This window comes from Ruegeria sp. (genome assembly GCF_965221235.1).
GTDB lineage: Bacteria > Pseudomonadota > Alphaproteobacteria > Rhodobacterales > Rhodobacteraceae > Ruegeria.
On sequence record NZ_CBDCRS010000005.1, the window covers coordinates 80,204 to 103,719 of the forward strand.

Annotated in this window: 17 protein-coding genes and 2 pseudogenes; 7 read left to right on the plus strand and 12 right to left on the minus strand. The window is 56.3% G+C overall.

The genetic code is table 11. The features are described 5' to 3' along the window. Positions 1–152: 152 nt before the first annotated feature. The 9 genes and pseudogenes from ACOQOY_RS21050 to ACOQOY_RS21090 form a co-directional block, all read right to left on the minus strand. The gene (locus ACOQOY_RS21050; protein ID WP_420587342.1) at positions 153–1,340 is read right to left on the minus strand and encodes an IS701 family transposase; all 1,188 of its coding nucleotides are present in this window, start codon (positions 1,338–1,340) and stop codon (positions 153–155) included. Between the two features lie 85 nt (positions 1,341–1,425). Continuing rightward, positions 1,426–2,384 (minus strand): IS630 family transposase gene (locus ACOQOY_RS21055; protein ID WP_420583699.1). Its coding sequence is split into 2 segments (ribosomal slippage): positions 1,426–2,040 and positions 2,043–2,384, totalling 957 coding nucleotides; the frame shifts between segments, so codons are not numbered across the junction. A 79-nt stretch (positions 2,385–2,463) separates the two neighbouring features. Beyond that, positions 2,464–2,622: pseudogene (locus ACOQOY_RS21060) on the minus strand (helix-turn-helix domain-containing protein); the annotation flags it as partial. Between the two features lie 179 nt (positions 2,623–2,801). Beyond that, positions 2,802–3,068 (minus strand): DUF4279 domain-containing protein, encoded by a 267-nt coding sequence (locus ACOQOY_RS21065; protein WP_420587527.1) that lies wholly within the window; start codon positions 3,066–3,068, stop codon positions 2,802–2,804. A gap of 190 nt (positions 3,069–3,258) precedes the next feature. Continuing rightward, positions 3,259–4,373 (minus strand): annotated as a pseudogene (locus tag ACOQOY_RS21070) (ISNCY family transposase). Positions 4,374–4,507: 134 nt separating this feature from the next. Beyond that, a complete protein-coding gene (locus tag ACOQOY_RS21075) occupies positions 4,508–5,392 on the minus strand; it encodes a glycosyltransferase family 2 protein (protein WP_420587343.1) in 885 nt (294 codons plus the stop codon). Further along, entirely contained in the window at positions 5,373–6,209 is an 837-nt protein-coding gene (locus ACOQOY_RS21080) for a hypothetical protein (RefSeq protein WP_420587344.1), read from the minus strand. The genes ACOQOY_RS21075 and ACOQOY_RS21080 overlap by 20 nt, the downstream gene beginning before the upstream one ends. Positions 6,210–6,240: 31 nt before the next feature. Beyond that, a complete protein-coding gene (locus tag ACOQOY_RS21085; RefSeq protein ID WP_420587345.1) occupies positions 6,241–7,782 on the minus strand; it encodes a GumC family protein in 1,542 nt (513 codons plus the stop codon). A gap of 1 nt (position 7,783) precedes the next feature. Next, positions 7,784–8,701, minus strand: coding sequence for an ExeA family protein (locus tag ACOQOY_RS21090; RefSeq protein WP_420587346.1), 918 nt, complete (start codon positions 8,699–8,701; stop codon positions 7,784–7,786). A gap of 592 nt (positions 8,702–9,293) precedes the next feature. Here ACOQOY_RS21090 and ACOQOY_RS21095 point away from each other — a divergent pair. The 5 genes from ACOQOY_RS21095 (at position 9,294) to xrtD (ending at position 16,501) form a co-directional block, all read left to right on the plus strand. Then, positions 9,294–9,983 carry a sugar transferase gene (locus tag ACOQOY_RS21095; RefSeq protein ID WP_420587347.1) on the plus strand — a complete coding sequence of 230 codons (690 nt, stop codon included), beginning with the start codon at positions 9,294–9,296 and terminating at the stop codon, positions 9,981–9,983. A gap of 76 nt (positions 9,984–10,059) precedes the next feature. Next, positions 10,060–12,519, plus strand: coding sequence for a tetratricopeptide repeat protein (locus ACOQOY_RS21100; protein ID WP_420587348.1), 2,460 nt, complete (start codon positions 10,060–10,062; stop codon positions 12,517–12,519). A gap of 90 nt (positions 12,520–12,609) precedes the next feature. After that, entirely contained in the window at positions 12,610–13,233 is a 624-nt protein-coding gene (locus ACOQOY_RS21105; RefSeq protein ID WP_420587349.1) for a polysaccharide biosynthesis/export family protein, read from the plus strand. Positions 13,234–13,377: 144 nt separating this feature from the next. Beyond that, positions 13,378–14,814 (plus strand): hypothetical protein, encoded by a 1,437-nt coding sequence (locus ACOQOY_RS21110; RefSeq protein WP_420587350.1) that lies wholly within the window; start codon positions 13,378–13,380, stop codon positions 14,812–14,814. Positions 14,815–14,881: 67 nt separating this feature from the next. After that, positions 14,882–16,501: a VPLPA-CTERM-specific exosortase XrtD gene (gene xrtD, locus ACOQOY_RS21115; protein ID WP_420587351.1), complete on the plus strand. Its 1,620-nt coding sequence runs from the start codon at positions 14,882–14,884 to the stop codon at positions 16,499–16,501. Between the two features lie 288 nt (positions 16,502–16,789). On the opposite strand, the gene ACOQOY_RS21120 is transcribed toward xrtD, so the two are convergent. Beyond that, the gene (locus ACOQOY_RS21120) at positions 16,790–17,620 is read right to left on the minus strand and encodes an IS5 family transposase (RefSeq protein WP_420583494.1); all 831 of its coding nucleotides are present in this window, start codon (positions 17,618–17,620) and stop codon (positions 16,790–16,792) included. An 89-nt stretch (positions 17,621–17,709) separates the two neighbouring features. On the opposite strand from ACOQOY_RS21120, the gene ACOQOY_RS21125 reads away from it, so the two are divergent. Further along, a complete protein-coding gene (locus ACOQOY_RS21125; RefSeq protein WP_420587352.1) occupies positions 17,710–19,095 on the plus strand; it encodes a hypothetical protein in 1,386 nt (461 codons plus the stop codon). A gap of 4 nt (positions 19,096–19,099) precedes the next feature. Here the strand turns inward: ACOQOY_RS21125 and ACOQOY_RS21130 are convergent, their stop codons facing one another. Together ACOQOY_RS21130 and ACOQOY_RS21135 are read right to left on the minus strand one after the other, a co-directional pair. Then, positions 19,100–20,350 carry a glycosyltransferase family 4 protein gene (locus tag ACOQOY_RS21130; RefSeq protein ID WP_420587353.1) on the minus strand — a complete coding sequence of 417 codons (1,251 nt, stop codon included), beginning with the start codon at positions 20,348–20,350 and terminating at the stop codon, positions 19,100–19,102. After that, the gene (locus ACOQOY_RS21135) at positions 20,343–21,605 is read right to left on the minus strand and encodes a nucleotide sugar dehydrogenase (protein WP_420587354.1); all 1,263 of its coding nucleotides are present in this window, start codon (positions 21,603–21,605) and stop codon (positions 20,343–20,345) included. The genes ACOQOY_RS21130 and ACOQOY_RS21135 overlap by 8 nt, the downstream gene beginning before the upstream one ends. A 355-nt stretch (positions 21,606–21,960) precedes the next feature. Between ACOQOY_RS21135 and ACOQOY_RS21140 the strand changes: the two genes are divergently transcribed. Further along, a complete protein-coding gene (locus ACOQOY_RS21140) occupies positions 21,961–23,499 on the plus strand; it encodes an oligosaccharide flippase family protein (protein WP_420587355.1) in 1,539 nt (512 codons plus the stop codon). Positions 23,500–23,516 lie beyond the last annotated feature (17 nt).

Genomic DNA, 23,516 nt, shown 5'->3' on the forward strand with positions numbered 1-23,516 from the left:
AGCAGCGGCCTGATGTGTTCTTCGCCAGAGGGACCATCCGAGAATGAAGGCGTCAGAAGGGGGCGTTGGGAGAATGAGGCGCGCGATCAATCTGAGGATTTCAACGGTCGAAAGAAAGCTTGGCGTAGTATATATCTCGGTTCGCAGAAAGCCTATGCGCTGCGGCCCGTTGCCGGACTCGTTTTGTTCACTTTCCCGAATGCATTGCGGCGCTGGTCCGCGCTGAGCTTTGCCAGAAATGCGGCGGTGGCCATCACAAGGCTCATATGCCGGTGCCAGCCATGCCAGGACCGGGCCTCGCAATGGTCCAGGCCCAGATCATCCTTTGCCCTGAGAAAACACTCTTCAATAGTCCAGCGCAGCCCGGCCGCAGCGGCCAGTTCCGCCAAGGTGGTATTGGCGGGCGCATAAGCGAAGTAATAGGCTATGGAAGCGCGATCATGACGGCTCCTGCGCGCCAGAACCCATTTGATAAACCCGTCTTTGGTCTGTTTACCGATGGGCAGACGCGCCCACTCGTAAAGGCGCGGTCCTTTCGCGCCCTCTCCGGCGGCAAGAGGTCGCCAGGCTTCGGGGCCCAGTTCTCCGGTCAGGGTGGCGGGATCGGTCTGGATGAGGTGATCGTCTTCGACAAGACGCAGTGTATGCGTGGACTTCACCGCCAATACATAGGACTGCCCGCGCTGCTCCAGCATGCGCCGGAACCCGCTGTCGGACCCGTAAACAGCATCGGCCAGCACAAAGGCGCAGGGGACACCTTCATCAAGGAGACGGGAAACCATCGCGCGAGCCATCTGCGGCTTGGTGGCAAATCCCACCTCCTGCGGGACATGAGCTTTGGCACGGCGATCCGGATCCTCCGCCCACGCCTTCGGCAGATAGAGTTGCCGATCGATCAGCGCATGACCCCAGCGGCTCGCATAAGCGGCAAATACCCCGATCTGACAGTTCTCTACCCGCCCCGCTGTACCCGAATACTGTCGGGCAACCCCAACCGAATGCTCGCCCTTCTTCAAAAAACCGGTCTCGTCCACAACAAGAACACCTTCAGGATCGCCAAGAATGTCAACGGCATATTTGCGAACAAGGTCACACAGCGCATCGGCGGACCAGGAAGAGCGCCCCAGCAGCGACTGTATCCGATATGGCTTGTCAAAACCGGCTTCTTCCGAAAGCATCCAGCCCGTCTTGCGTTCAGCCCCCGACAGCAAGCCGTCTATGAAGGCACCCGCTGTCCGGCGCTGTTCAATACGCCGGAAGGCCGGGGCAACAAAAGACTTCAATTCTTCCAGAGACTTGCGCCAGTCAACAAGCGTTTCCCTCCAGACCGACCCCGCCATCTCCAAAACCTCCCAATTACCAGATCACCAGTAATGAATCAGAGATCAAGTCAATGCGCAACTGTAGTATTAAAGCCTTTCGAGATTAGTTTGCAACATATCCTGCGGCCTTGAAGTAGTTCCAGCACTCTGTTGGATCGTAGAGATCGCAGATTGATCCGATAGCCTCGAAGACTTCGGTGAAGGTTCTCGCCCCGATCCGTCTCAAATGGGCTTTCAGTTTTGAGAAAGCTAGTTCGATGGGGTTCAGGTCGGGCGAGTATGGTGGCAGGTAGAGAAACCAACATCCATGGTCACGCAGGGCCTGTGCTGCCTCTTTGTTCCGGTGCGTGGCTAGGTTGTCGAGGATGACGACAGTGCCGGGCGCTATTTCCTTGACGAGGACTTCTCGGATGTAGGCGGCGAATGCCGGGCCATCCATTGCGCCCTTGATGACCCACGGCGCGATCAACGCGTCCTGAGTCAGCCCCGCGATCAGCGTCTGTGTACCCCAACTGCCAAACGGCGCGTCCATGGTCAGCCGTTCTCCTTGAGGTGCCCAGCCACGGAGCCGGGTGAGGTTCGTCTTTACCGCCGTTTCGTCGATGAACACCACGCGGTCCGGCATTCGGGCGATGGCTGGCGAACGATAAGCAGACCAATCGTCGCGCTGTCGTCTTACCTTGGCGCGACGGCGTTCGGTGGCCACCAGCGACTTTTTTTGTGAGTGAAGCCAAGGCGCTTCAACAATCCGGCAATGGCCGAATGATGAACAGTGATCCCCACAGCATCGGCAAGCGCATCGCGCAACTCGAAAAGGGTAATGTCGGGGTCTTGAGCTAACAACTCGCGGAAGAACCCGACATGGGGTGCCAACTTTCCGCTGCCCGGTGGACGCCCCATCGGGGCAATTTGGGCCGCGCCAGACGCGTGTATCTGGCGTCTCCAACGCGCACCGGTCGCGGCGGACACCTGAAGACGGCGCGACGCCTCCCTCCCTGACAGCCCTTCTTCGATCAAGCGCGCAAAACGATCTCGTAGTTCCTTTGGCAACGGTGCTGGCATATTCCTGATCCTCCCAAAAAGGGTGAATCACAAATCAAACCTCAGGGGAACCCTGCCGATTCAAACTTTGCTCGAAAAGCTTTAGCTCGCAAAAGATCGTTGATTTGTGACGCTTCAGAACCCGCGCCATCTCGGCGACAGAGACTTTGGCGTGGCACCAGCCCTCTATTTGGCGATGTTTCTGGAGGGATAGTTGCGTGTAACGACGCACATGGCATGATCTCTCACTAGATAACATTTTGTTTTCTAACAAGAGTCGCACTTCAGAGTGGCGCGTTCCAAGCATTTGCAAGTGTTGCAACCAAGTAGAAATGTCACTGGTTTTGCAAAGCAGGAATGTCACCATAATGCGCGACGGTAGCAAGGCTTAGCAGCTCGGAGACCTCAAATACCGCAGGGCTGAAAAGCCTTGCGGGATTAGTCGTCGGAACTGTCGTAGATATCGAAGTCTATTGTCAGGCAGCGCGCGGCCAGTTCCTCCAGGGTCTCGCTTGACAGGCTGATACCTTCATTGCCTTCCGCCATGAACAAGCCGCAAAAAATGTCTGCGCGGAATCGTGTGGTAAGCTTTTTCCATATTTCTGTGTCGTCAGTGAGCTGGTCCAGAATTTCGGATATCTGGGCATCCAAGTCACCAGGTTCCAGACGCTCTGCGCGCAATCGCCAAACACCTGTTCGCGCTATTCTCTTTCATCCTGTGACCTTACCAATAATCTCTTCGCCCATCCTCTCCGAATTGGACGGCTTGCAACCAAGAAGTTTTGTAATCTCATCCGATTCCAGATCGGCGCCGAAGATACGCAAATATGCCGCCGAAGCGCTCAATACAGCCATGGACTATTTCTCTCGCAGGAAATATCGCAACACAAATTAGCTATTCCGCTGCCCGCACAATTGCCTTTTTAGGGCGCGTTCTCGGTGGCCGACCGGGGCTCCGACCATTGGGCTTGTAACCCATCTTCTCTGAATTGGTCCTCACCCTGGGCTTTGGTGGAGCTTGTTCCTGCATCCCCTTGATATGCGCCAGCACAGCCCCCAGCGTTTGTTCTCCGTGACCGCGGCGTGGGTAACGCGCTGGTCCATATCGAAGATCCGATAGGGCAGGGACTGGCCTTTCCAGCGCACCTCGAACGGGCCATCGACAAAGGCATAGGTTTCCACGAATTTACCAACCAGGCCGAGTGACGTCTCAATTCCTTGATGAGTTGATCCTGAAGCGTGCGGTTGGCACGTTCGATACGACCTTTGGCCTGCGAGCTGTTCGCGCACAGAATCTCAATGTTTAGCTCGTTCAGGGCACGGCCGAATTGGGTCATGCCAGCGCCGCCTTTGGCATCTTCCTTGGCCACACGAAACACCGTGTGTTTGTCGCTGTAGAACGCTACCGGCCGACCATGTTTATGAAGATAGCTCTCAAGCGCTTCGAAGTAGCTTAAGGTGCTTTCCGCCTTCACAAAGCGAAGCTCCATCAAGGTGCTGGTGGCGTCATCGACGAAGATGAGCAGGGTGCAGGGATCGCCTCGATCCTCAAACCAGCGGTGGTCGGAGCCGTCAATCTGGATCAATTCCCCGTAGCATTCCCGCCGCAGGCGCGGCTGATGGAATGTTCGGCGCTGCTTGCGAGATAGCCAGGTTCGATCTTCCACCATCCATTTGCGCAAAGTCTCACGCGAAACCTTGAAGCCGTGATGCTCAGCTAACTTCTCTGCGGCCAATGTCGGCCCGAAATCGGAATAACTCTCTTTGACCAACGCCAAGACGTAATCGCGCTTCGCTCTGTGAATCGGATTGTTAGGAGGTTTGCCGCGGGCCTTGTGCTGGATCGCAGTTGCGCCGACCAAAACGTTAGCGCTTCAGTAGCCGAAACACCTGGCGCCGCGTCAAGTCCAGCAGGTTCGCAGCATTATCTACCATCAAGCGGCCATCATCGACCTGTGCCATTACTTCCACACGATTCAATTCGAGCTCGCTCATCATCACCCAACCCATGCTCGATCTTCCTAGTTTTGTTATAAGAGGAGAGTGACATTCCTGAATTGCTCATGGGTGACACTTTAGCTTTGCGGTCACAGCAAGATATCTTATAATCTTAATTATGTTAAATATATATCGCTAAGACCAGTTCAGATACTTCCGCCCAAAGCCTGCCTTAACATCCAGATCATGCGGAGGAATCTTAGGCGAAACAGGGTTTTGACCGCTCTTAGCGTTTCACCAGTTGAGTTCAATTTCTGACTGGCCAGAACTTTTGGCGTATGCACCACAGCGCTTGCGGGCATAGCCAGAGCACGCAGCGCCCAACGCATGCGGTCCGTAAGGCCGGTCCCGTTAAGTTGATATGCCTCTTGCGTGGTGCGACGCCACTTCGCCTTCAGCGCCGGCCAGTCCTGACGAGATGGATGGCTGACCCGAAGGCGATCTTCGTAGATCAGGCTATAGCCCTTTGCTACGGCACGCATGGTCCATTCCCTGTCTTCCGACACGCCGTTGATAAAGCCGCCGATCGCGTCGAAAATGTCCCGTCTGGTCAGAAGATTACCAGCGCCTGAAAAGCCCTGAACTTCGATGTACTTCTTGAAATTGAACGCAAAAACGGTCTCAAAAGCTTCGGCGCCGCTGCGGGGTGGCGGGGTTTCGTCGAAAACATCGACACGCCCGCCGATCAAGTCTGCCTGCGCGGATATCTCTCGGCCCACAGCCAACCAGTCAGGACCGGGAACGCAATCGGCATCAATGAAGAACAGTCGTTGCGCGCCGGTTTCGGACACGCCGCGATTGCGCGCATGCGCTGCCCCCTTTTGGTGTTCGACAATGAAACGCACTGTTGGGAAAGCGCAGCGCACATGCTCCAACGACACCGGAGACGCATTGTCGACCACAACAACCTCTGTACCGGACAGATCATTCTCCATTAGCGCTTGCAAGCAGCGCTTTAGCCTCGGAATGTCGTTGTAGTGCGGAATGATGACCGCGTCGGTCACGGGCCTGTCAGTAATAGCCTTGTTCATTACCAAAGGCTCCGCTGATATAGCGGCATTTGTTCAGGACAATGCCCATGACCTGCGTAAGCTCGGACAATTGCCGCTCGGCCACGTCTATGTCGTCAAGGCTGGTCTCTTCGGCTGCGGCCATCAGCAAAGCGCAATCCACATTCTTGAGGAACCCGTGGCTGTCGTCGCTTACCAAAAGCGGTGCCGTGTCGAACAGAACGATATCGGGTTTGAATTCCTCTTCGATTTGCTCAAGCATTTCGATCGCCAACCGGCTTTGCAGAGTTTCCGCGGGATTGCTTGTCGGGGTATAGTTCAGCCCGAAAATCACGTTCTCGCCATAGCGCCGTGCGTGATCCCGAAATGGCACCGATCCCTGCAGAACATCGGCCATATTGTGGTTGCCCGTCTGCTTGAGTATCTCGGCCAGCCCCCTGCGGCGCATGTCCAGATCAATGACGATCGTGCGCAGTTCCGCCTGACGTCCAAGGCTGAAGGCCAGATTGGCGGCCGCTGTGCTTTTGCCACATCCGCTATGCGGAGATGTCAGCGCCACACGCCGCCAGCCGTTCGACAGAACCTGCTGCATCATCTTTGTGCGCAGCATGTCATAAGGCGTCGCGTCAGGTCCGCTGGTGTAGGAACTCAGGCGTTTGCTTGCGACCAATGAGGGATCGATGCTGATCTGAGGAAGCGCGCTCCAGGCTTCGTCTGGCTCGACCGAGGGGCTTGGCGCATTGGGCTGCTGGGTATGGGACAGCACGACCGCGGGGTCGCTCTGACGGGTCGCGCGTTCCTCACGGGCTTTCTGGATGGCGGCCTGAAGACGGTCCATTACACCTTCCTCAAATTGTAAGGAGTATAAATCACCAGTAGACCTCCAACTTTTCGATGACCTGATCGGCGATCAAGTCCAGCGGCAAATAGTACATGTGAACGGCCCAGATGGCGGCAGGTATAGAAATCACTATTGCCAGAATCGCTACGGACCACGCCATCCGTGCCCGGATCACTTCACTGCGTGAGCGTACATAGGGAATCGCGGCGATAGGCCAGACTTCCAGCTTGTTGATCAAATCCTCGGGGCGGCGCACGGACCGGTTCAGAAGTTCCAGCAGGATGATCAGACCAATCCCCAATGCCATGCCAAAGAACGTTCCGCCACCGGCAACCGCCATCCGGTTTGGCTTGGTCGGAGAGCTGGGGACCGACGGATATTCGATCACCGAAATACGCTGACCCTGCGAAGTCACTTCGATCCGTTCCCCGGTCGATGCGGCGGCCAGGCGACCCACTGCATTGTTATACTGCGATTGAATATTGTCATGGTCCCGCTGCAATTCGTCCAGCGCGATTGCGTTTGCGGGTGTCTGGTCGATCGTCAGTGTCAGCTTTGTCAGCCGATCCTGCAGCAAGGCCCGCTGATCCTCGACCGACTCAATCTGACTGTCGAGCTGGGCCAGTTGCAAATCAAGCGCGGAATTCCCCGTCTGCTGGTTGGTCGCATCCACATTGGCGGCCTGCTCGGCGGCGACCGTTTCCTCCAGCTTGGAAATTCTGGCGCGCAGGATTTTGATCTGCGGGTTACTCTCGGAATAAATCGCCCGCTGTGCATCAAGCTGGTTTCGCAACTGGTCGAGTTGCTGCTGAGCCTGAGATTTGTTCTGCTGAGGAACGCCTACGATCTGACCCGTCGTTCCGTAGATCTCAAGCAGCTTCTCGCGCTGGCTCTTGAGCGAGAAGATTTGCTGATCCATCTGTTGCAGATTGGCCTGCTGCGCCCCTTGCTGCGCCAGCCGGAACTGAAGGCTGCTGGGCAGAGCGCCCGAGTTCTCTCGTTTGAACTCAAGGATTCGGGCGCTGCGCGTATCAAGCTCTTTGCCCAGGCGTTCGACTTCGTTTTCAAAGAAGCTCAGCGTGTCGGATGCGCGGTTTTTGCGGTAGGACACGTCCAGTTTCTGAATCTCAGTCAGATATTCATTCAGCACCCCGGCAGCGATCTGACCGCTTCGGGCGTCAAAGGTTATTGTCATCAGGCTCGCCTGGTTTTGCCCTGCACTGATCCGCACCTTTGTATTGACCCGCATGGCATCGACGATCTGATCCGGGCTTGCGGCTTCCAGATCAGGTAGGACCGCGTGCTTTCGCGCGATATCCAGCAGCACAGGGCGTGTCAGCAGCCGTTGTTCGATGATCTGAAGCTGTTCTCCGGCAGTGGTGTTGACCGTGCTGGACGCCAGATTGCCCGGGATCTGCGGTGATTCAACGATCAGCCGCATCTGTGACACGTAGGTTGGCGGCAAATTCAGGGCGATCGTGACGGAGGCGGCCGACACTATAACGGCCACGATCAGGAAATAAGGCAGACGCCGCAGAAAAATGGAAATGTAATAGCGAACCAGGCCCATCTCAGATCGTCACCTCCTGTTCAAGTGAGTTGCCGCCAAAAAAGACACCATCCTCAATCACCTGATTTACAATGTTTGCGTCGACCTTGTCTGTTTCGTTGGTCCAGGCATAGAGCAATGCGAAATCGCAGAACTGGTTTACCAGACGGGGTACGCCGCGGGTCTGCCGGAAGATCATCGCACAGGCTTCGTCGGTGAATTCATCGCCCGAGCCACCGGCTATCTGCATTCTGTGTCTGACATAGGCCGCGACCGATGCTTCGTCCATCCGTTCCAGATGGAAGCTTGCGGCTACCCTTTGCGTCAGCTGCCGCATCTTGGGGTCCATGACCAGATCGCGCAGCTCGGGCTGGCCGACCAGAACAAGCTGTATCAGCTCATCTGTGTTCGCGTTGATATTGGTCAGCATACGGATCTCTTCCAACCCTTCGACCGTCAGGTTCTGTGCCTCGTCGAATATCAGAACCACCCTCCGGCCTGCGGCGTATTCCGAGACCAGAAAGTCCTGAAGCGCCCGGAACAGCTGCACATAGGTGGCATCTTTGTCGATCGGCAAACCCAATGCATGCAGCACCCATTGCAGCAGCTCGCCGCGTCCACCTTGTGCGTTTGAGACCAGCCCAACGGTGATCTGCTGCTCCATCTCGCTCAGAAGGTGTTGAACAAGGGTGGTCTTCCCTGCCCCGATTTCGCCCGTCAGCAGCGTGATGGGCGCGCAACTCATGACCCCGAATTGCAGCACCGAGTAGCCGCGCTTGTGCAACGGCGACCAATACATGAACCCCGGGTCCGGAAGCAACGTGAAGGGTCGGCGATCCAGCCCGAAGAACTCCAGATAAAACCCGTCACTGGACGCCATTGCACCCCGATTGCCCTCGGCCTTGTCAAAGTTCGTCTCGGATTCTCGGAAACTATTCAAACGTGCACCCTGAACCACCAGAAAACCCTTGTACAATACAAATACTTTACATCAGCCAAAACATGCTTGGCCTCTACTGTGCCATAAAATCAAGGTAGGGCGTATCACTAAATTTTTCAGGCGCTCAATTGATCAAAAAATGCCGCCAATCACGGAGCAACTTGATGATTGTTTCCCCTTTTGTCGCCGATAGATGGTCTGAAAAACTAGCGTCGCAGAAGGGAAAGGCCGCTGGGCATTGGAGGCCGATACGGGCCAAAATTGGGTAAAAACCAGCGCTTTAAAGCCATAAACAAGAGGATAACGACGCGTTATGAGGAACCTGCGGGTGATGAAAACTTAGGCAACTTGTTCCTGCACCTTGTGATTTCGCTTGGATGAGGCTGCGCAGAAAGGGAATATTGTTTTGCAAATATGGCAGGAATTTGTTAACACTCTTCCGGTGGTGGCAGATGTAAAGTGTATGAGGCCAGCACGGGCAAAGACATAATAATATAATATTTTTACTACACAATATTGAGGTTGAGCGTAGTTCGGTTCCTGAGTTGGGTAAGTGGTTGCTAGGTTTTGGTGTGTGTTGGGGGTTTGTATTGTGACAAGTCATTCGGAAGAGGTGGCCAACGCTGGCGCGGGCTACCCTAATATGTCTGTTGTTTCAACCTCGACGCCGAGTCGAGGGCTTTACAGAACGACCGGAAAGCGCGTCCTTGATGTCGCCTTCGTCCTGTTGACGGCGCCCTTTGTTGTGCCTCTGATCATTGGTCTGGCCGTGCTGCTGGTATGTCAGGGCGTTACCCCGTTTTACCGTCAGGAGCGGGTGGGCAAGAACGGCAAGGTTTTTAAGCTGTTGAAATTGCGCACAATGGTCAATGATGCCGAAATGGTTCTGAAAGAGCACCTGGCAAGCAATCCCGAGGCCCGCGAAGAATGGAACCGCAACCAAAAGCTGCGCAATGATCCGCGCATCATCAGGTTTGGCTCGATCCTGCGTAAAACTTCGATGGATGAGCTGCCGCAGTTCTGGAATGTGCTGGTGGGTGAAATGTCTGTGATCGGCCCGCGTCCGATGATGGTAAATCAGCAGGATCTGTATCCCAGCAAGACCTATTATTCGATGTTGCCCGGCATTACCGGGCAGTGGCAGGTGTCCAGACGCAACAATTCTTCCTTTGCCGAGCGGGCTCAGCACGATACCGAGTATTGGGAGAACATGTCTTTCAGCTCGGATGTTTCCATTCTGATGCGGACCGTGTCCGTTGTTTTGCGCTGCACCGGTTGCTGACCCCGGGCCACGCAAGCAGGCGTGGCCGTGTCAAACAGCCCGTTTATCGTTGCTGGTCTCATCGAACATGGCAGGAATGGTCGCACTAGGAAAAACTCTTTTTTCGACGGGCAATCGCCTGAGGATTGTCCTGTTTTCTCTGTGCTTGTTGCTGGCCGCATGTGACTCGGCCGAAGAACGGGCCGAGGCGCATTTCCAGGCCGGTATGGCGCATCTCGAGGAAGGTGACGTCGAACGGGCGCTGATCGAATTCAAGAACGTGTTCAAACTGAACGGCAAACACAAGGAAGCGCGCCTGACATTTGCCCGGCTAGAACGTGAGCGTGGAAACATCAGCACTGCCTACAGCCAGTATCTGCTGCTGATCGAACAATATCCTGACAATCTGGAAGGACATCGCGCGCTGGCGGAAATGGCTTTGCAGCTGAACAACATGGACGATGTGCGCCGTTTCGTCACCGTGGCTTCGTCACTGGCGCCAGAGGATGTAGAGGTTTGGGCTATCAACAACACGCTTGCCTATTCGGACGCACTTGAAGCCGATAGCCCGCAGGTCGCGGAAAAGGCCGTAGCCACCGCGCGAGACATCCTAAACGGCCGTCCCGAATTGCTTACCGCAAGGCGGATCATCATTGATAATCAATTGCGGAACCAGAACTGGGACGCGCTGTTGGATGAGGTCGACACCGCCCTGACGTTTGCGCCGGAACAGAGCAGCCTTTATGCCATCCGGCTTCAGGCGTTGGCCGAGCTGGATCGGGTTGCTGACATTGAAGCGCAGCTCAGGAATATGAGAGAAGTGTTTCCCGAAGATTCGGGCGTGGTTCAGATGTTGTTTGAACATTACGTGACACAGCAAAACTTGGACGCAGCCGAACAGATTTTGCGCGAAGAAACCGACCTCAGTGTTGAAGACTCGGCTACTCTGGAGCGGCTGGTGGCGTTTCTGAACGCATATCGCGGGCGTGAGGTCGCGATTTCAGAGTTGGATTCGATCATCGCATCGGACGGCCCGAATGCGCCGCGCGCTAAAGCAATGCGGGCTTCGATGAAATTCCTGACGGGGGATACACAAGGTGCCCTGTCCGAGATGCAAGCGCTGCTTGAGAATGCGCCGCGCACTACGCAAACACGCGAAAATGAGGTCGAATATGCCCGCATGCTGTTTGCGACGGAACAGCCGGACGAAGCGCGCAGTCTGATCGAGACTGTGTTGGCGGAAGACCCGACACAGACGGATGCCGTTAAGCTCACGGCGGCGTGGCAGATCGAAGAGGACCGCATCGGTGATGCTATCCTGCTATTGCGTGAAGCGCTCAGCGCGGCCCCCCGAGATTCGGGACTGATGCTGCTGATGGCGCAGGCGCATGAGCGCAATGGAGACAGGCAACTGGCGGGCGAAATGCTGGCGCTTGCGGTTGAAGTGTCGCAAAGCGCTCCGGGTGAGGTTTTGCGATATGTGAGTTTCCTGGCGCAGACGGATGATCTGGAGATCGCTGAAAGCATTCTGGTCGAAGCCGTGCGTCAGAACCCAGGCAACCCGGTCCTGTTGCTTCAACTGGGTCAGATCTATCTGAACATGCAGAATTGGGTGCGATTGGAAACAGTGTTGACCGCGGTTCAAGATATTGGGGATGATAGCGCAGCGTTGCAGGCAAATGAATTGCGGGCGCAAATGCTGGCGACTCAGAAAAGAACGCAAGACCTGTCGGATTTCCTGAACGAGTTGGCCAGTGATCCCGAATTCGGTTTGCCAGCTGATATTGCGCTGATCCGGTTGATGCTGACACAAGGCGATATTGCCGGGGCTAACGCGCATTTGGAACAGCTCCTGTCCGAAGACCCCGACTCCCTGATCCTGCGATTTGTCAAAGCCCGCGCGCTGACCAGCGAAGGGCAGCTGGACGAGGCGGAACGGGTCTATCGGGACATCTTGCGCAGCCATCCGGACTCAGCTCGGGGTTGGCTGGCGCTGTATCTGCTGCTGATGCAACACGATCAGCCTGATGAGGCCCGAGTCGTTCTAAAAGATGCCCTGATCGAACATCCCGATAACCCGGATTTCCTGATGCTGGAAGCTGGCGAGTATGAACGTGCGGGGGATCTGGATCAGGCGATTGCGGCCTATGAAAAACTGTACCCCCTCAGCAACCGATCCGAGATTGTCGCCAATAACCTTGCCAGCCTGCTGACAACGCATCGTAATGACGATGAAAGCCTTCAAACCGCACAAAGGTTGGTGCGGCGGTTGCGCGGTACACGGGTTCCGGCCTTTCAGGACACATACGGTTGGGTCGCATTTCGGCTTGGCAACATAGAAGAGGCGATTTCTTACCTCGAACCGGCAGCTCAGGCTTTGCCTGATCACCCGCAGGTTCTTTTCCATCTGGGTAAAGCTTATGCGGCAGCAGGCCGCGCAGAAGAGGCCCTGCTGACGTTCAGGGCAGCTCAGGCAACGGGGGCCGGTTCTGAAATGGCCCCGAAATTGGAGGCAGAGATAAAACGGTTGAGTGCAACAGACACCTCCGGGCAGTGAAGTCACCCGCGGCATTTCTGCCGCATCTCGTTTCCACCGCAGCAGCGGTGGCTTGTTTGAAAAGCTAAAAAAAGGCATAAGGGGGAAAATATGAGAGATTTGAATATGCGGATAGTAATCGGATCTTTAGCCGCTTTCGTGATGTCCCTGATTATGGGAACTGTCGCATTGGCGCAGTCTTATCAAATCCAACCGGGCGATGCGCTACGGGTTGAAGTGCTTGAAGATCCGACGCTTAACCGAACCATTCTGGTTCTGCCGGATGGCTCAGTTACCTTCCCGTTGGTCGGATCGTTGCGTGCATCGGGCCAGTCGACGGATGCGTTGGGCAGATCGCTGTCCTCCGCGTTGTCTTCCAACTTCAATGCACCTCCGACGGTTTTCGTTTCGATCGCTTCGCTGGCACCGCAATTGCAGGCCGGTACCCTGCAAACCGGTCCGACGATCGAGGTGTTTGTCATGGGAGAGGTTGGTGTTCCCGGAAAGCATATTGCGACCGAGGGGACAACGATCCTTCAGGTTCTGGCTCAGGTCGGTGGCCTGACCAACTTCGCGGCCCGCAAGCGCATCGAATTGCGCAGGGCTGATACTAAAACAGGCGTGATGAACAAATACACATATAACTACAACGGCACGGGCGCGGGCATTAAAGGCAATACTGTTCTCAAAGCCGGAGATGTTGTGGTCGTTCCACCACGCCGCTTGTTCGAATAGGGGCAAATACAGGTGGGAAAATCCGGATTAAGGCGGGTCTCGGCAATTGGGGGCGGGGTAGCTTTTCTTGTTTCTCTTTCGCCAGCGATGGGGCAACAAACTGCGACAACGCAACAGACGCTCAGTTCAACTCAGCAAACGACGGTGCAGCAAACGACTGCGCCGTCGTCTCAAATTCAGCAAGCACCCAGCCTGCAACTTATTACCCAGCAGGGGCAGCGTAACCCTGCCCGCCGGGTTGGGTTGCCGAATTCAACGCTGCCAGCCGGCACCGGATCCGGTCTGACCGTTACCCTGGATTACCTGTCATCGCTTAGGCATGACGACAACCTGCGTCTGACCGATCCGTCGCTGGGCTCGACCACCTGGTGGGAGAACACGCTGGCGCTGAACGTACAGAGACAGACACCGGATTCCCTTCTGGATTTCGATTTGTCTGGGCTTTATCGGATCGCCAACGAGCCGATCATTGGCACTGAGTCCAGCTTCTCCGACCCGCTTTCGCGATTGTCGTACCAGCGGACCCGCGCCAACAGCCAGCTAAGCCTGCTGGCCGAATATCGGGAACGCGATCTGGCCTTCAACCGCAGCCTAACCGATATCAACCTAGACGGCGTCATTGATGCCTCGGATGTGATTGGAACGGTTGGTGACCAGGTTAACACGCGTGGAAACCTGGATTGGGAAACCGGTCTGAATGACCCCATCGGGTTCCGGTTCAACTATAACCGCCGTGAACGGAGATATTCCAACACCATCGACCCGAACCTTTTTGAAAACAGTTCCGATGACTACGCCGCAACCACGTTGTTTCGGTTCTCCCCGGTTCTGCAAGGCAACCTGCGCCTCAGCTATCGGGACTTTCAGGCCGAGGACAGCTCGCGCACGGATCGGCAGACAACGGTAGCCTCGACAGGCGTGACCTATGATGTTTCCTCCATCACTTCCGTCTCGGCGAATGTCGGCTACAGCCGTGTGGACGACACACAGCGCACCAACAACATTAACAACGTGACCGAGGATTTTGTCTGGAGCTTTGGCTGGGACAAAATTCTGCCGGATGGCTCAGCAAACGCACAGATTGACCAAACCTTCGGCGTAAACGGCTCACGGATCAACGCAACAGTTGGTCGGGATTACCAGCGCTCGGGCGGTTTCTTTGGGTTCAACGTCGGGTTTACACGCGGACCTTTCGATGAAGTCACTCCGATCGGTCAGATCAACTATCGCTATCAGCTGGCCAGCTCGCAGATTGGCGCGACAATCCAGCGCCGGGTCGGCACCAGTACGCAAAGCGTCGAGACCCGGCAGACGCTGGCGTTCCTGACCTATGACTATTTCATCAATCAGGTGTCCGCCCTGTCGTTCAGCGCCAGCTTCATCGACCAAGAGGATGAAGGGACAGGCACTGCAAATCCGCGCCAGCGTGGTACCTTCAACGCGGCATATTCCCGTGCGATCACAAAAGACTGGGCCATGACCTTTGGTTATCAGTATGAGATGGATGACCAGAACGGGTTTGACGCCAGTTCAAATGCATTCTCGTTGACACTCGGGCGGCGTTTCACACTTAAACCCTGATCTGGCAAAGGGATAGCTGTTTGCGTTTCTGTTCAAGAACGATGCCAAATGTGCATTATGAACAGTGATGCAACGTCTCGAATCGAAAGACAGCCGCGGCCTGACGCTTGACGCGGCACGAACTGCCCTGCCGAGGATTAACGCGACGGGGCTGTTCTGGTTCGGGCTTTTGTTGCTGGGTTCGATCCCCGTCTTCTGGATCGGGATCGTTTCTCTGGGCGCGGCCTGGGGAACACCGGAATACAGCCATGGCCCCCTGATCCCCGTCATCTCACTGTATCTGTTCCTGCGCGAGCTTCGGAATTATCCCCCGCCCAATCCGGTTGTCCACGATCGCTGGCCCGGCGTGGCGGTGGTCGCGGTCGCATTGGCCGTCGCGATCCTGGGCAACCTGGCCCGCATCCCCGACATCGTCACCTATGCCATGATAATCTGGACCGGCGGCGTGGTGCTGACCGTGTTCGGCTGGCAGCGCGGGATTTATCACCAACTGCCCGTGATCCATCTGGTGTTCATGCTGCCGCTGCCCCAGTTCATTTACTGGAAGCTGACGATCTTCCTGCAATGGGTCTCGTCCGAACTTGGGGTCTGGTTCGTGCAGCTGGCCGGAGTTTCGGTCTTTATCGAAGGCAACATCATTGATCTGGGCGTCTACAAGTTGCAGGTGGCCGAGGCGTGCGCCGGTCTGCGCTATTTGTTCCCGATCCTGAGCTTCTCTTACCTCTTTGCCCTGCTGTATCGCGGCCCGATCTGGCACAAGGTGGTTCTGATGCTGTCCGCCGCGCCCCTGACGGTGCTGATGAATTCGGTCCGAATTGGCGTGATCGGTGTTCTGGTCGATCATCACGGCATCGAACAGGCCGAAGGGTTCATGCATTTCTTCGAAGGCTGGGTCGTCTTCCTGATCTGCGTAGGGCTCCTGTTTCTGATGGCGATTGGATTGCAGCGCCTGACCCGTGACCCGAAACCCTTTGCCGAGACCATAGATCTGGATACCGAAGGCTTTGTCCCCGTGGCGCTGCGCATCTTTGGGATCAAAGCGTCGGTGGCACTGGCTGCTGCAGCACTTCTGACGCTTGCTGTTTCAACAGCATGGGTTCTGCGCCCGGCCTCCGAGGTCAAACCGGTGGAGCGTGACCCCTTTGTCCTGTATCCCCGGCAACTTGGTCATTGGTCCGGCTCCACCACCAGTCTGGACCCGCAGGTCGAAGAGGTGCTGGGCGCAAGTGACTACCTGAACACCACATATATCGACTCGGGTTCCGGTGAATACGTGAACATGTTCGTCGCCTTCTACGCCAAGCAGACCGAGGGCGACGGCATCCATTCTCCCGAAGTTTGTTTGCCGGTCGGCGGCTGGGAAATTTTCAGCCTTGAACCTTATGAGGTCAATCCGGGCAACACCCCCTACGGCAGTTTTACCGTGAACCGCGCGGTCATCCAGAAAGAGCTGTCAAAACAACTGGTCTATTATTGGCTTGAACAGCGCGGCAAGCGTATGGTCAACGATTTTCGCGCCAAGCTGAGCGTGATTCAGGACGGGTTCACCATGGGCCGCACCGATGGTGCGCTGGTCCGGTTTGTGACGCCCATCCGACCCGGCGAAACCGAATCGGATGCGGATGCCCGGCTGCAACGGTTCATGGAGCCCAGCCTGAACCGGCTGCCTCAGTTTGTGCCGTTTTAGATCGTGGACTCTCTGACACGTGAGAATGAAATTTCCCCTTGCGTGTTGAAGGGAATGGAACGAACTGACAGGGTAAGCAGAGTTCCGAAATACAGTAGACAACGTGCCAGTTCCCGATCTTGAAAATGCAGCACAGCGCAGTCGCCGAAATTCGGTTCTGGCCTCGGTCCTGTTTCTCAGCCTAATTCCGCTTTTGCTGACACCCGTCCTGCCTCTGACGGATTTTTATGCGCATGTCGGCAGGTACTATATTCTGACGCATTTGTCTGAGAGCCTGAATCTAAAGTTTTACGTTGCATAGCAGTGCCTTGCCAGTCTGCGTGTCAGGAGGCGGATATTGGCAACGAGCGCCCAGGCTGTTGAGCTTTCGATTGTGCGTTCCCAGTCTTTGGCCAACCGTCGACACCTTCCCAGCCATGCAAAAGTGCGCTCAACGACCCATCGCTTGGGCAGAAGAACGAAGCCTTTTGCCTTGTTAGGTCGCTTGACTATTTCCAGTGTCCACTCATCACCCATGGCTTGTCGGAGCTTATCCCCCGCATACCCACCATCGGCGAAAATATGGCGCAAACAAGGGAATTTTTTGCCGACCGCTTTGAGCAGATCGGGAGCGCCGTCACGGTCCTGGATGTTGGCGGCATGAACGATGATAATCAGCAGAAGCCCAAGGACGTCCGTCACAATATGACGCTTGCGCCCCTTGGTCTTTTTGCCGGCGTCATATCCGCAAATGCCTCCACTTTCTGTAGTTTTCACACTTTGGCTATCAATCACACCCGCCGTAGGCTCGGCAGCGCGGCCCTCCAATTCACGAGCGGCAGCAACCAGCAAATCACTCATTGCCGCCAGCAAGCCCGCGTTCCGCCAATTATAGAAATATCCCTGTACAGTCGTCATGGGAGGAAAGTCTGTCGGCAAAGCGCGCCACTGGCAGCCTGTCGATCCGATGTAGAAAATCGCATTCATCACTTCCCGCATATCCGTCGTTCGAGGACGACCGCCAGACCGTGCCGGTGGAATCATTGGCTCGACCAGCGACCATTCATCGTCTGACATGTCACTTGGATAGCGGTCCGTTTTGCGTGTATGTTGAGCGCGAGCGATATCATTCCAGGGCATCTGATCCTCCGTTTGCCAGCAAAATTCAGAGAATCATAACCCGATGATATCCTTCAACTACTTTTCGGTCAGGCTCTGAATGGCCCGCATTGCAACAGAATTATGAGGTTGCATGGCAGTTGTTGCCCAATCTGGGCCTTGATATTCTGGGCGTCGGGATCATGCAGGTTGTTGAGCCGTTGCTTGGTGCCAAGCTCATCGGTGGGCTGGTCGTTTTTGCCCCGTTTGCCGGTGTCCTTTACCTGGCACATGCTCTGCATGGCCGGATAACAGTTCTGAACGTGCTGATGGCCGGATTTGTGGCCTATAGCCATATTCTGATCTGGGGGTTTTCCAATTTTCTGCTTGGGCTTGGTGTCCTGCTGGCGGCTACCGGGTACTGGATCGCGTCACAGGACAGGCCTGCGCGGCAATTGCTGGTCACAGTCGGATTGGGGCTTGTGCTGTTTCTGATCCACGGGCTGGCCTTTGCGCTGTGGGGTCTATTGCTGGGCCTGATCGAACTGTCACTCGCGTTTCAATCGGGGAAAACTAGCGTCGCAAATATCGCGCGCCGCATGGGCAGGTTGTTGCTAATTGCCGTTGTGCCGGTTCTGCTGTTCTTGCAGACCAACACTGCGGGTGGCGGCGCTATGACGTCGATTTCGAACCTTTTTGCTCATGCCGAAAGCGGAACTCTGGCCGCGCGCCTCAATACCGAGGTTTCCCTGCGGCTCGATAGTATTCTGCGGGTCGCGGAATCCACCTGGCGCCTGGCGGATTACGGCATTGGGTTCCTGTTGTGGGGCGGGCTGATCGCCGGGTTTATGGCCGGGATTTGGCAGATCGACAGGCGCTTGAGACTTGCCGTCATGGTCTGTGTCGTTCTGGTCTTTATCTTTCCGCCAAACTTGTTTGGAGTAGGACATCTCAGAGAGCGCATACCGCTGCTGTTGCTGGCCCTGTTGGCGGCTAGCCTTTCATTTAAGCCGGGCATAAACCCAAAGTATCAGACGGCCGCGCTTGCAGCGGTCGCGATCCTGCTGCTGGTTCGGAATCTGGTGCTTAGCGTGAGTTGGTATCAAGACGGCCAGGTCTATTCCTCTTATCTGGAGGCGTTGAGCCGACACGAGACAGGCTTCTTGGGCGCGGCGTTTTTTACTGAGGGCACCGAAAACCCGGGTGTTGTTGCCACAAGCTGCATGCCCCTGCCCTTTCTTATGACTTTTGATGGCACGGCTGTGCCGACCTTTGCCAACGCCACCCAACAGCCAATCCGCATCATCGGCGCGCTGAGCGGTGTTCAGACCGCAGCGCAACAGATTGTGGTTGAGGGTGATCATACCGTTCCATCCGCTTTGGCCAAATTGGCCGAGGTGCAGACGGACACGGTGATTGTCTGTTCAGTTGACTCGTTCCGAATGCCGGTTCCGGGGTTCAACATCCTTGCGGCTGACGCGCCATGGACTTTGTATCAGCGCATCGGCTCACAATAGACGCCTACCCTTTCCAGATCCGTTGGTACGCCGCGATCAGGGCAGGCACCTGATGAGGCCAGGCCATTTCCGCCTCGACCCGCGCGCGACCTGAGCTACCCATGGTGGCGCGGCGCTCTTCGTCCGCCAGTAACTCGGTGATCTTGGCCGCCATATCGACGGGATCATTGGCCTTGGCGTACAGCGAGGCTTCTTGCGCTGAGAACCGTCCCTCGGTTACGTCAAACTGAACGATCGGTTTCTCGAACGCCATGTATTCGAGGATCTTGTTCATGGTGGATTTGTCGTTCATTTCGTTCACCCGGTCCGGGTTCACGCAGACATCTGCGGTCGACAGGATCTCGAACAGATCCCGATCGGGGGCGCGGCCGGTGAAGGTGACGTAATCCGACAGGCCCATCTCTGCCGATTGTGCCTGTAGCTTGTCCAGACTGGGGCCGCCGCCCACAAGGCAGAACTGGATATCCTCGCGGCCCTGAACTTGCACCAGATGCGCCACGGATTCCAGCAACAGGTCGATGCCTTCCTGATCGCCCATCACGCCGACATAACCCACCATATACTTGCGCCCGTTGCGCCATTCCGGGTTCGGTGGCAGGTGTTGCAGGCGGCTGAGGTCGGGGCCGGAGCGGACGACAAAGACATCCTCGGGCGCCATGCCGCCGCGTTCGATGGCGATCTTGCGATAGCTTTCATTGGTCGCAATCGACACTCGCGCCGAGGCGAAGGTCAGCCGCTCGAACGTCTTCATCAGCTTCCAGAAGAAGCCGCGCTTGTCGAACTTGGCCTCGTAAAGTTCGGGATTGATGTCGTGGTGATCAAACAGATAGCGCACGCCGAACAGCTTGAAGGGCAGCGCCACCAGAAAGATCAGATCGGGCGGGTTGCAGCCATGGATGACGTGAAAGCCGCGCGTCAGTTTGATCTTCAGCGCCAGCCAGCTTTCCCAGAATAGCGCCGCGCCATATTCCAGCAGATACCCCAGCGCCCCGCTAGCATCCAACGGCAGAGGGTGGCGATAGACCTTGATCCCCTCATCCTCCCACACGCGTTCCTCGTGACCCTTGCCGGAGGGGCAGATGACCGAGACCAGCGCGCCTGCGGCGGCCAACGTGCGGGCCTCCATCCAGACGCGGCGGTCGAAAGGCACGGGCAGGTTTTCGACCACGATCAGAACCTTTAGCCCTTTCAGGGGCTGGCTTTGGCGCAGTTCCTCGAACGAAATTGGCTGAACGGCGGGCGGTGGGCTAGTCATATTCATAGGTTCTTAGCACCTCTGCATCGCCAAGGTTCAGATCATTCACGATCCGGTTCGATCCGATCACCAGATCCCACGGCCCAGTTTCGGCCGTGGTGCGATCCACAAGCAGGCTGCCCACATTGGGCAGGTGGGCAAATGCATAGCCCAGATTCTGCCCCCGCAGATCAGCCGGTTCAATCGCCGGATCATAGACCGACAGCTGATAGCCTCCGTCCAGCAGCCGCCGGGCGATATCGACATTGGGGCTTTCACGCAGGTCGTCTGTTCCGGCCTTGAAGGCCAGCCCCGCCATCAGCACCCTGCCGCCCTCGGGCAGACGGGCCGTAATGTCCTGCACCTGATAGGTCTTATGCGCATCATTGGTGCGCAGCAGGCTGTCAATCAGATGGGTATGCGCGCCCACCTCTCCGGCAATGTGTTGCAACGCACGGACATCCTTGGGCAGGCAGGACCCACCAAACGCGCCCCCCGGACGGGTATAATAAGGCGAGATGTTCAGCTTGGTGTCCGAGACGAAAATCTCATGCATGGTTTTGGCTGAGACACCCATCCGGTGACAGATCCGGCCGACCTCATTGGCAAAGGCCACCTTGGTCGCGTGCCATGTGTTGTCGACGAATTTGGTGATCTCGGCCTCTTCAAAGGCTGTGTAGAAAACGGGCGCGTCCAGACCCTCGTGCAAGGCGTCCATGACGTCCGAGCCGTTTCCGTCCGCCGTGCCCACCACGATCTTGGGCGGGTTGAAATAGTCGTCCACCGCCGACACTTCGCGCAGAAATTCCGGGTTATAAACGATCTCGACCGCCTGCGCCGTGCGGTCGCCCAGATGGCTGCGGAAGATCGGCTCGATCAGCTGGCGCACCGTGCCGGGCCGAAAGGTCGAGCGATACGCCACCGTTAAAGGCCGCGCCCGGTCGGGCGATACGGTCTCGGCAATCTGGCGCGTCACCTCGGCCACAAACCCCATGTTATGCGAGCCATCGGTGGAACTGGGCGTGCCGACACAAACAATGGCCAGATCGACATCGGACAGGTCCGGCCTCTCGACCACGGCGCGCATCAGCTTTCGGCTCAGCGCCTCGGTCAGCAGGTCTCCGACCTTGGGTTCCTTGATCGGGGGCTGGCCTGCGTTGATCTCAGCAACTTTATCGGCGCTTACGTCAACACCGATCACCTCATGCCCCTGATGGGTCAGACAGCACGCAGCGGTGAAGCCCACATATCCCAGCCCGAAAATCGCGATCTTCATACCATTACACCATTCTGAAACCTGATACCCAAAAACCGGGTCGAGATCGAATAACCTGAAAACGTCCACATGCTTGGCATTATCGCGCAATTAGTGTCCAATTCATGATACCGATTGAAATTACACTTTGGCGCAAAATTCAACGTGTAGAGTTCGGATAATGGTAGCCTTTGACAAAAGGAGCAAAACTGTAGCGAACCAGTTGTAAAATAGCCCTGTTCGGGGGGCAAATGGCGTCCCGGATTGGCCTTTGGGCTCTTATTTGTCGGCTTATTCAAGCGGTGTTGTTGGGTGCGATTTGGAAACACTGTTGTAGAAAAGCGTTGTTTGTTGTGAGTATGGAAAGTTAAAAATCTTGAAACAGCCAACTGATCCTGCGCGGAACGGCGGCGCCTCCTCCCGCAGCGCGGCTCTTGCCGTTGGGGCCACGACTTTGCTGGCCTCCAGCCTGTTTCGTCAGGTGCTTGGACTGGTCACACTGGTGATCACTGCGCGTCTGCTGACGCCCACGGATTTCGGTATCGCTGCATATTTCCTGGTGGCCACAGCCTTTCTTGAAATGATGCAGCGGCAAATTGCGAATGTGCTGATCCGGCTTGAAGACGCCACGCATCAGCATCTTGAGACGGTGTTTACCTTTCAGGTGATCCTTGGCGTTGCGGCGGGGCTGCTGTTCCTCGCCTCTCGACCATTCGTTGAATTCATCGGCCTGCCCGAACTGGCACCGCTGACCCCGCTGCTCTTTGTCCTGTCGCTGATCATTGCCCTGAAAAGCCCCCGGTTCGTGTTGTATGAGCGCAATCTGCGCTTTGGTTTCGCCGCCGGAGAAGAAACCCTGAGCCGGATCATCTATTCGATCATTGCCATAAGCCTGGCATGGTACTGGAGAGACTTCTGGGCCATTGTCTTGGCCAATTTCTTCGCTCTGACGACCCGGTCGATCTGGACTTTCAGTTTCGCTCCGATGGCGCCGCGGTTATCGCTGTCACGCTGGCAGGATTGTTTTTCCTTCTCGCTCTGGTCTACCGGAGCGCTGGTCGCACAGTTCTTTTCCAGAAACATGCCGCAGCTTATCGTCGGCGCGACACTGGGGCTTGCGGATGCAGGGGTGTTCCGTCTGGGCAGCCGCCTGAGCACGCTTGTCACGACTCAGCTGTTCGCACCGCTACAGCGCGTGTTGTATCCCGGACTTGCGGACATCTCGCGCAACACCGACCGGCAGGATGAAACGTTCAACCGGCTCAACGAATTGCTGCTGGCCATCGTGCTTCCTGTTTCGGTTGGCATGGCGCTTGTAGCCAATCACGTGGTGATCGTGGTGCTGGGGCCGCAATGGTTGGGGGCGGCCCAGGTTATATGGGTTCTGGCCCCGCTCAAGGCGCTGGAAACGTTGCAGGAGAATGTTCAGTCGGCCTCGTACGTCGAAGGATCGACCAGAATTCTACTGATCCGCAACACGTTCCTGCTGATCCTTGTGTGCCTGTTGATGTGGGTTGGGGTGCAATATGGATTCACCGGCGCATTGGCAGGCGCGGGCGCAGGCAGTGCCGCAGCGATTGTCACCACGCTGTGGCTGGCGAAACGCTATGGCAAGCGTACGTTAATCGGTCCTCTGACCGTGGCGTGGCGATCCTTTGCTTCGACATTGGTCATGATTGCCGCCGTCCTGTTTGTTGGTAGCGCCTATGGCAGCACCGAAGTGATCGGCTGGGCTTATGAGTCATTCGATGACCTGCCCCTTTTGCGGGTTCGCTTCATCGTCAAGGTGCTAGTGGGAGCGGCTGCGTATATCGGGACGCATTTGCTGTTGTGGCACCTGTCTAAGCGGCCCGAAGGGGTTGAAAGTGCGGTCTTCAGTCTTGCTGGGAAAGTGCGCAGGCATGTGTTTCACTGACGGAAAAAGCGAAAGGC

What these genes read in the sequence shown, in the direction of transcription:
- ACOQOY_RS21105 (WP_420587349.1), top strand. Translation starts at nt 12,610, where the DNA reads ATGAGAGATTTGAATATGCGGATAGTAATCGGATCTTTAGCCGCTTTC.
- ACOQOY_RS21050 (WP_420587342.1), bottom strand. Translation starts at nt 1,340, where the DNA reads ATGGCGGGGTCGGTCTGGAGGGAAACGCTTGTTGACTGGCGCAAGTCT.
- ACOQOY_RS21080 (WP_420587344.1), bottom strand. Translation starts at nt 6,209, where the DNA reads ATGGACCGTCTTCAGGCCGCCATCCAGAAAGCCCGTGAGGAACGCGCG.
- ACOQOY_RS21100 (WP_420587348.1), top strand. Translation starts at nt 10,060, where the DNA reads ATGGTCGCACTAGGAAAAACTCTTTTTTCGACGGGCAATCGCCTGAGG.
- xrtD (WP_420587351.1), top strand. Translation starts at nt 14,882, where the DNA reads ATGCAACGTCTCGAATCGAAAGACAGCCGCGGCCTGACGCTTGACGCG.
- ACOQOY_RS21075 (WP_420587343.1), bottom strand. Translation starts at nt 5,392, where the DNA reads ATGAACAAGGCTATTACTGACAGGCCCGTGACCGACGCGGTCATCATT.
- ACOQOY_RS21120 (WP_420583494.1), bottom strand. Translation starts at nt 17,620, where the DNA reads ATGCCCTGGAATGATATCGCTCGCGCTCAACATACACGCAAAACGGAC.
- ACOQOY_RS21085 (WP_420587345.1), bottom strand. Translation starts at nt 7,782, where the DNA reads ATGGGCCTGGTTCGCTATTACATTTCCATTTTTCTGCGGCGTCTGCCT.
- ACOQOY_RS21130 (WP_420587353.1), bottom strand. Translation starts at nt 20,350, where the DNA reads ATGACTAGCCCACCGCCCGCCGTTCAGCCAATTTCGTTCGAGGAACTG.
- ACOQOY_RS21135 (WP_420587354.1), bottom strand. Translation starts at nt 21,605, where the DNA reads ATGAAGATCGCGATTTTCGGGCTGGGATATGTGGGCTTCACCGCTGCG.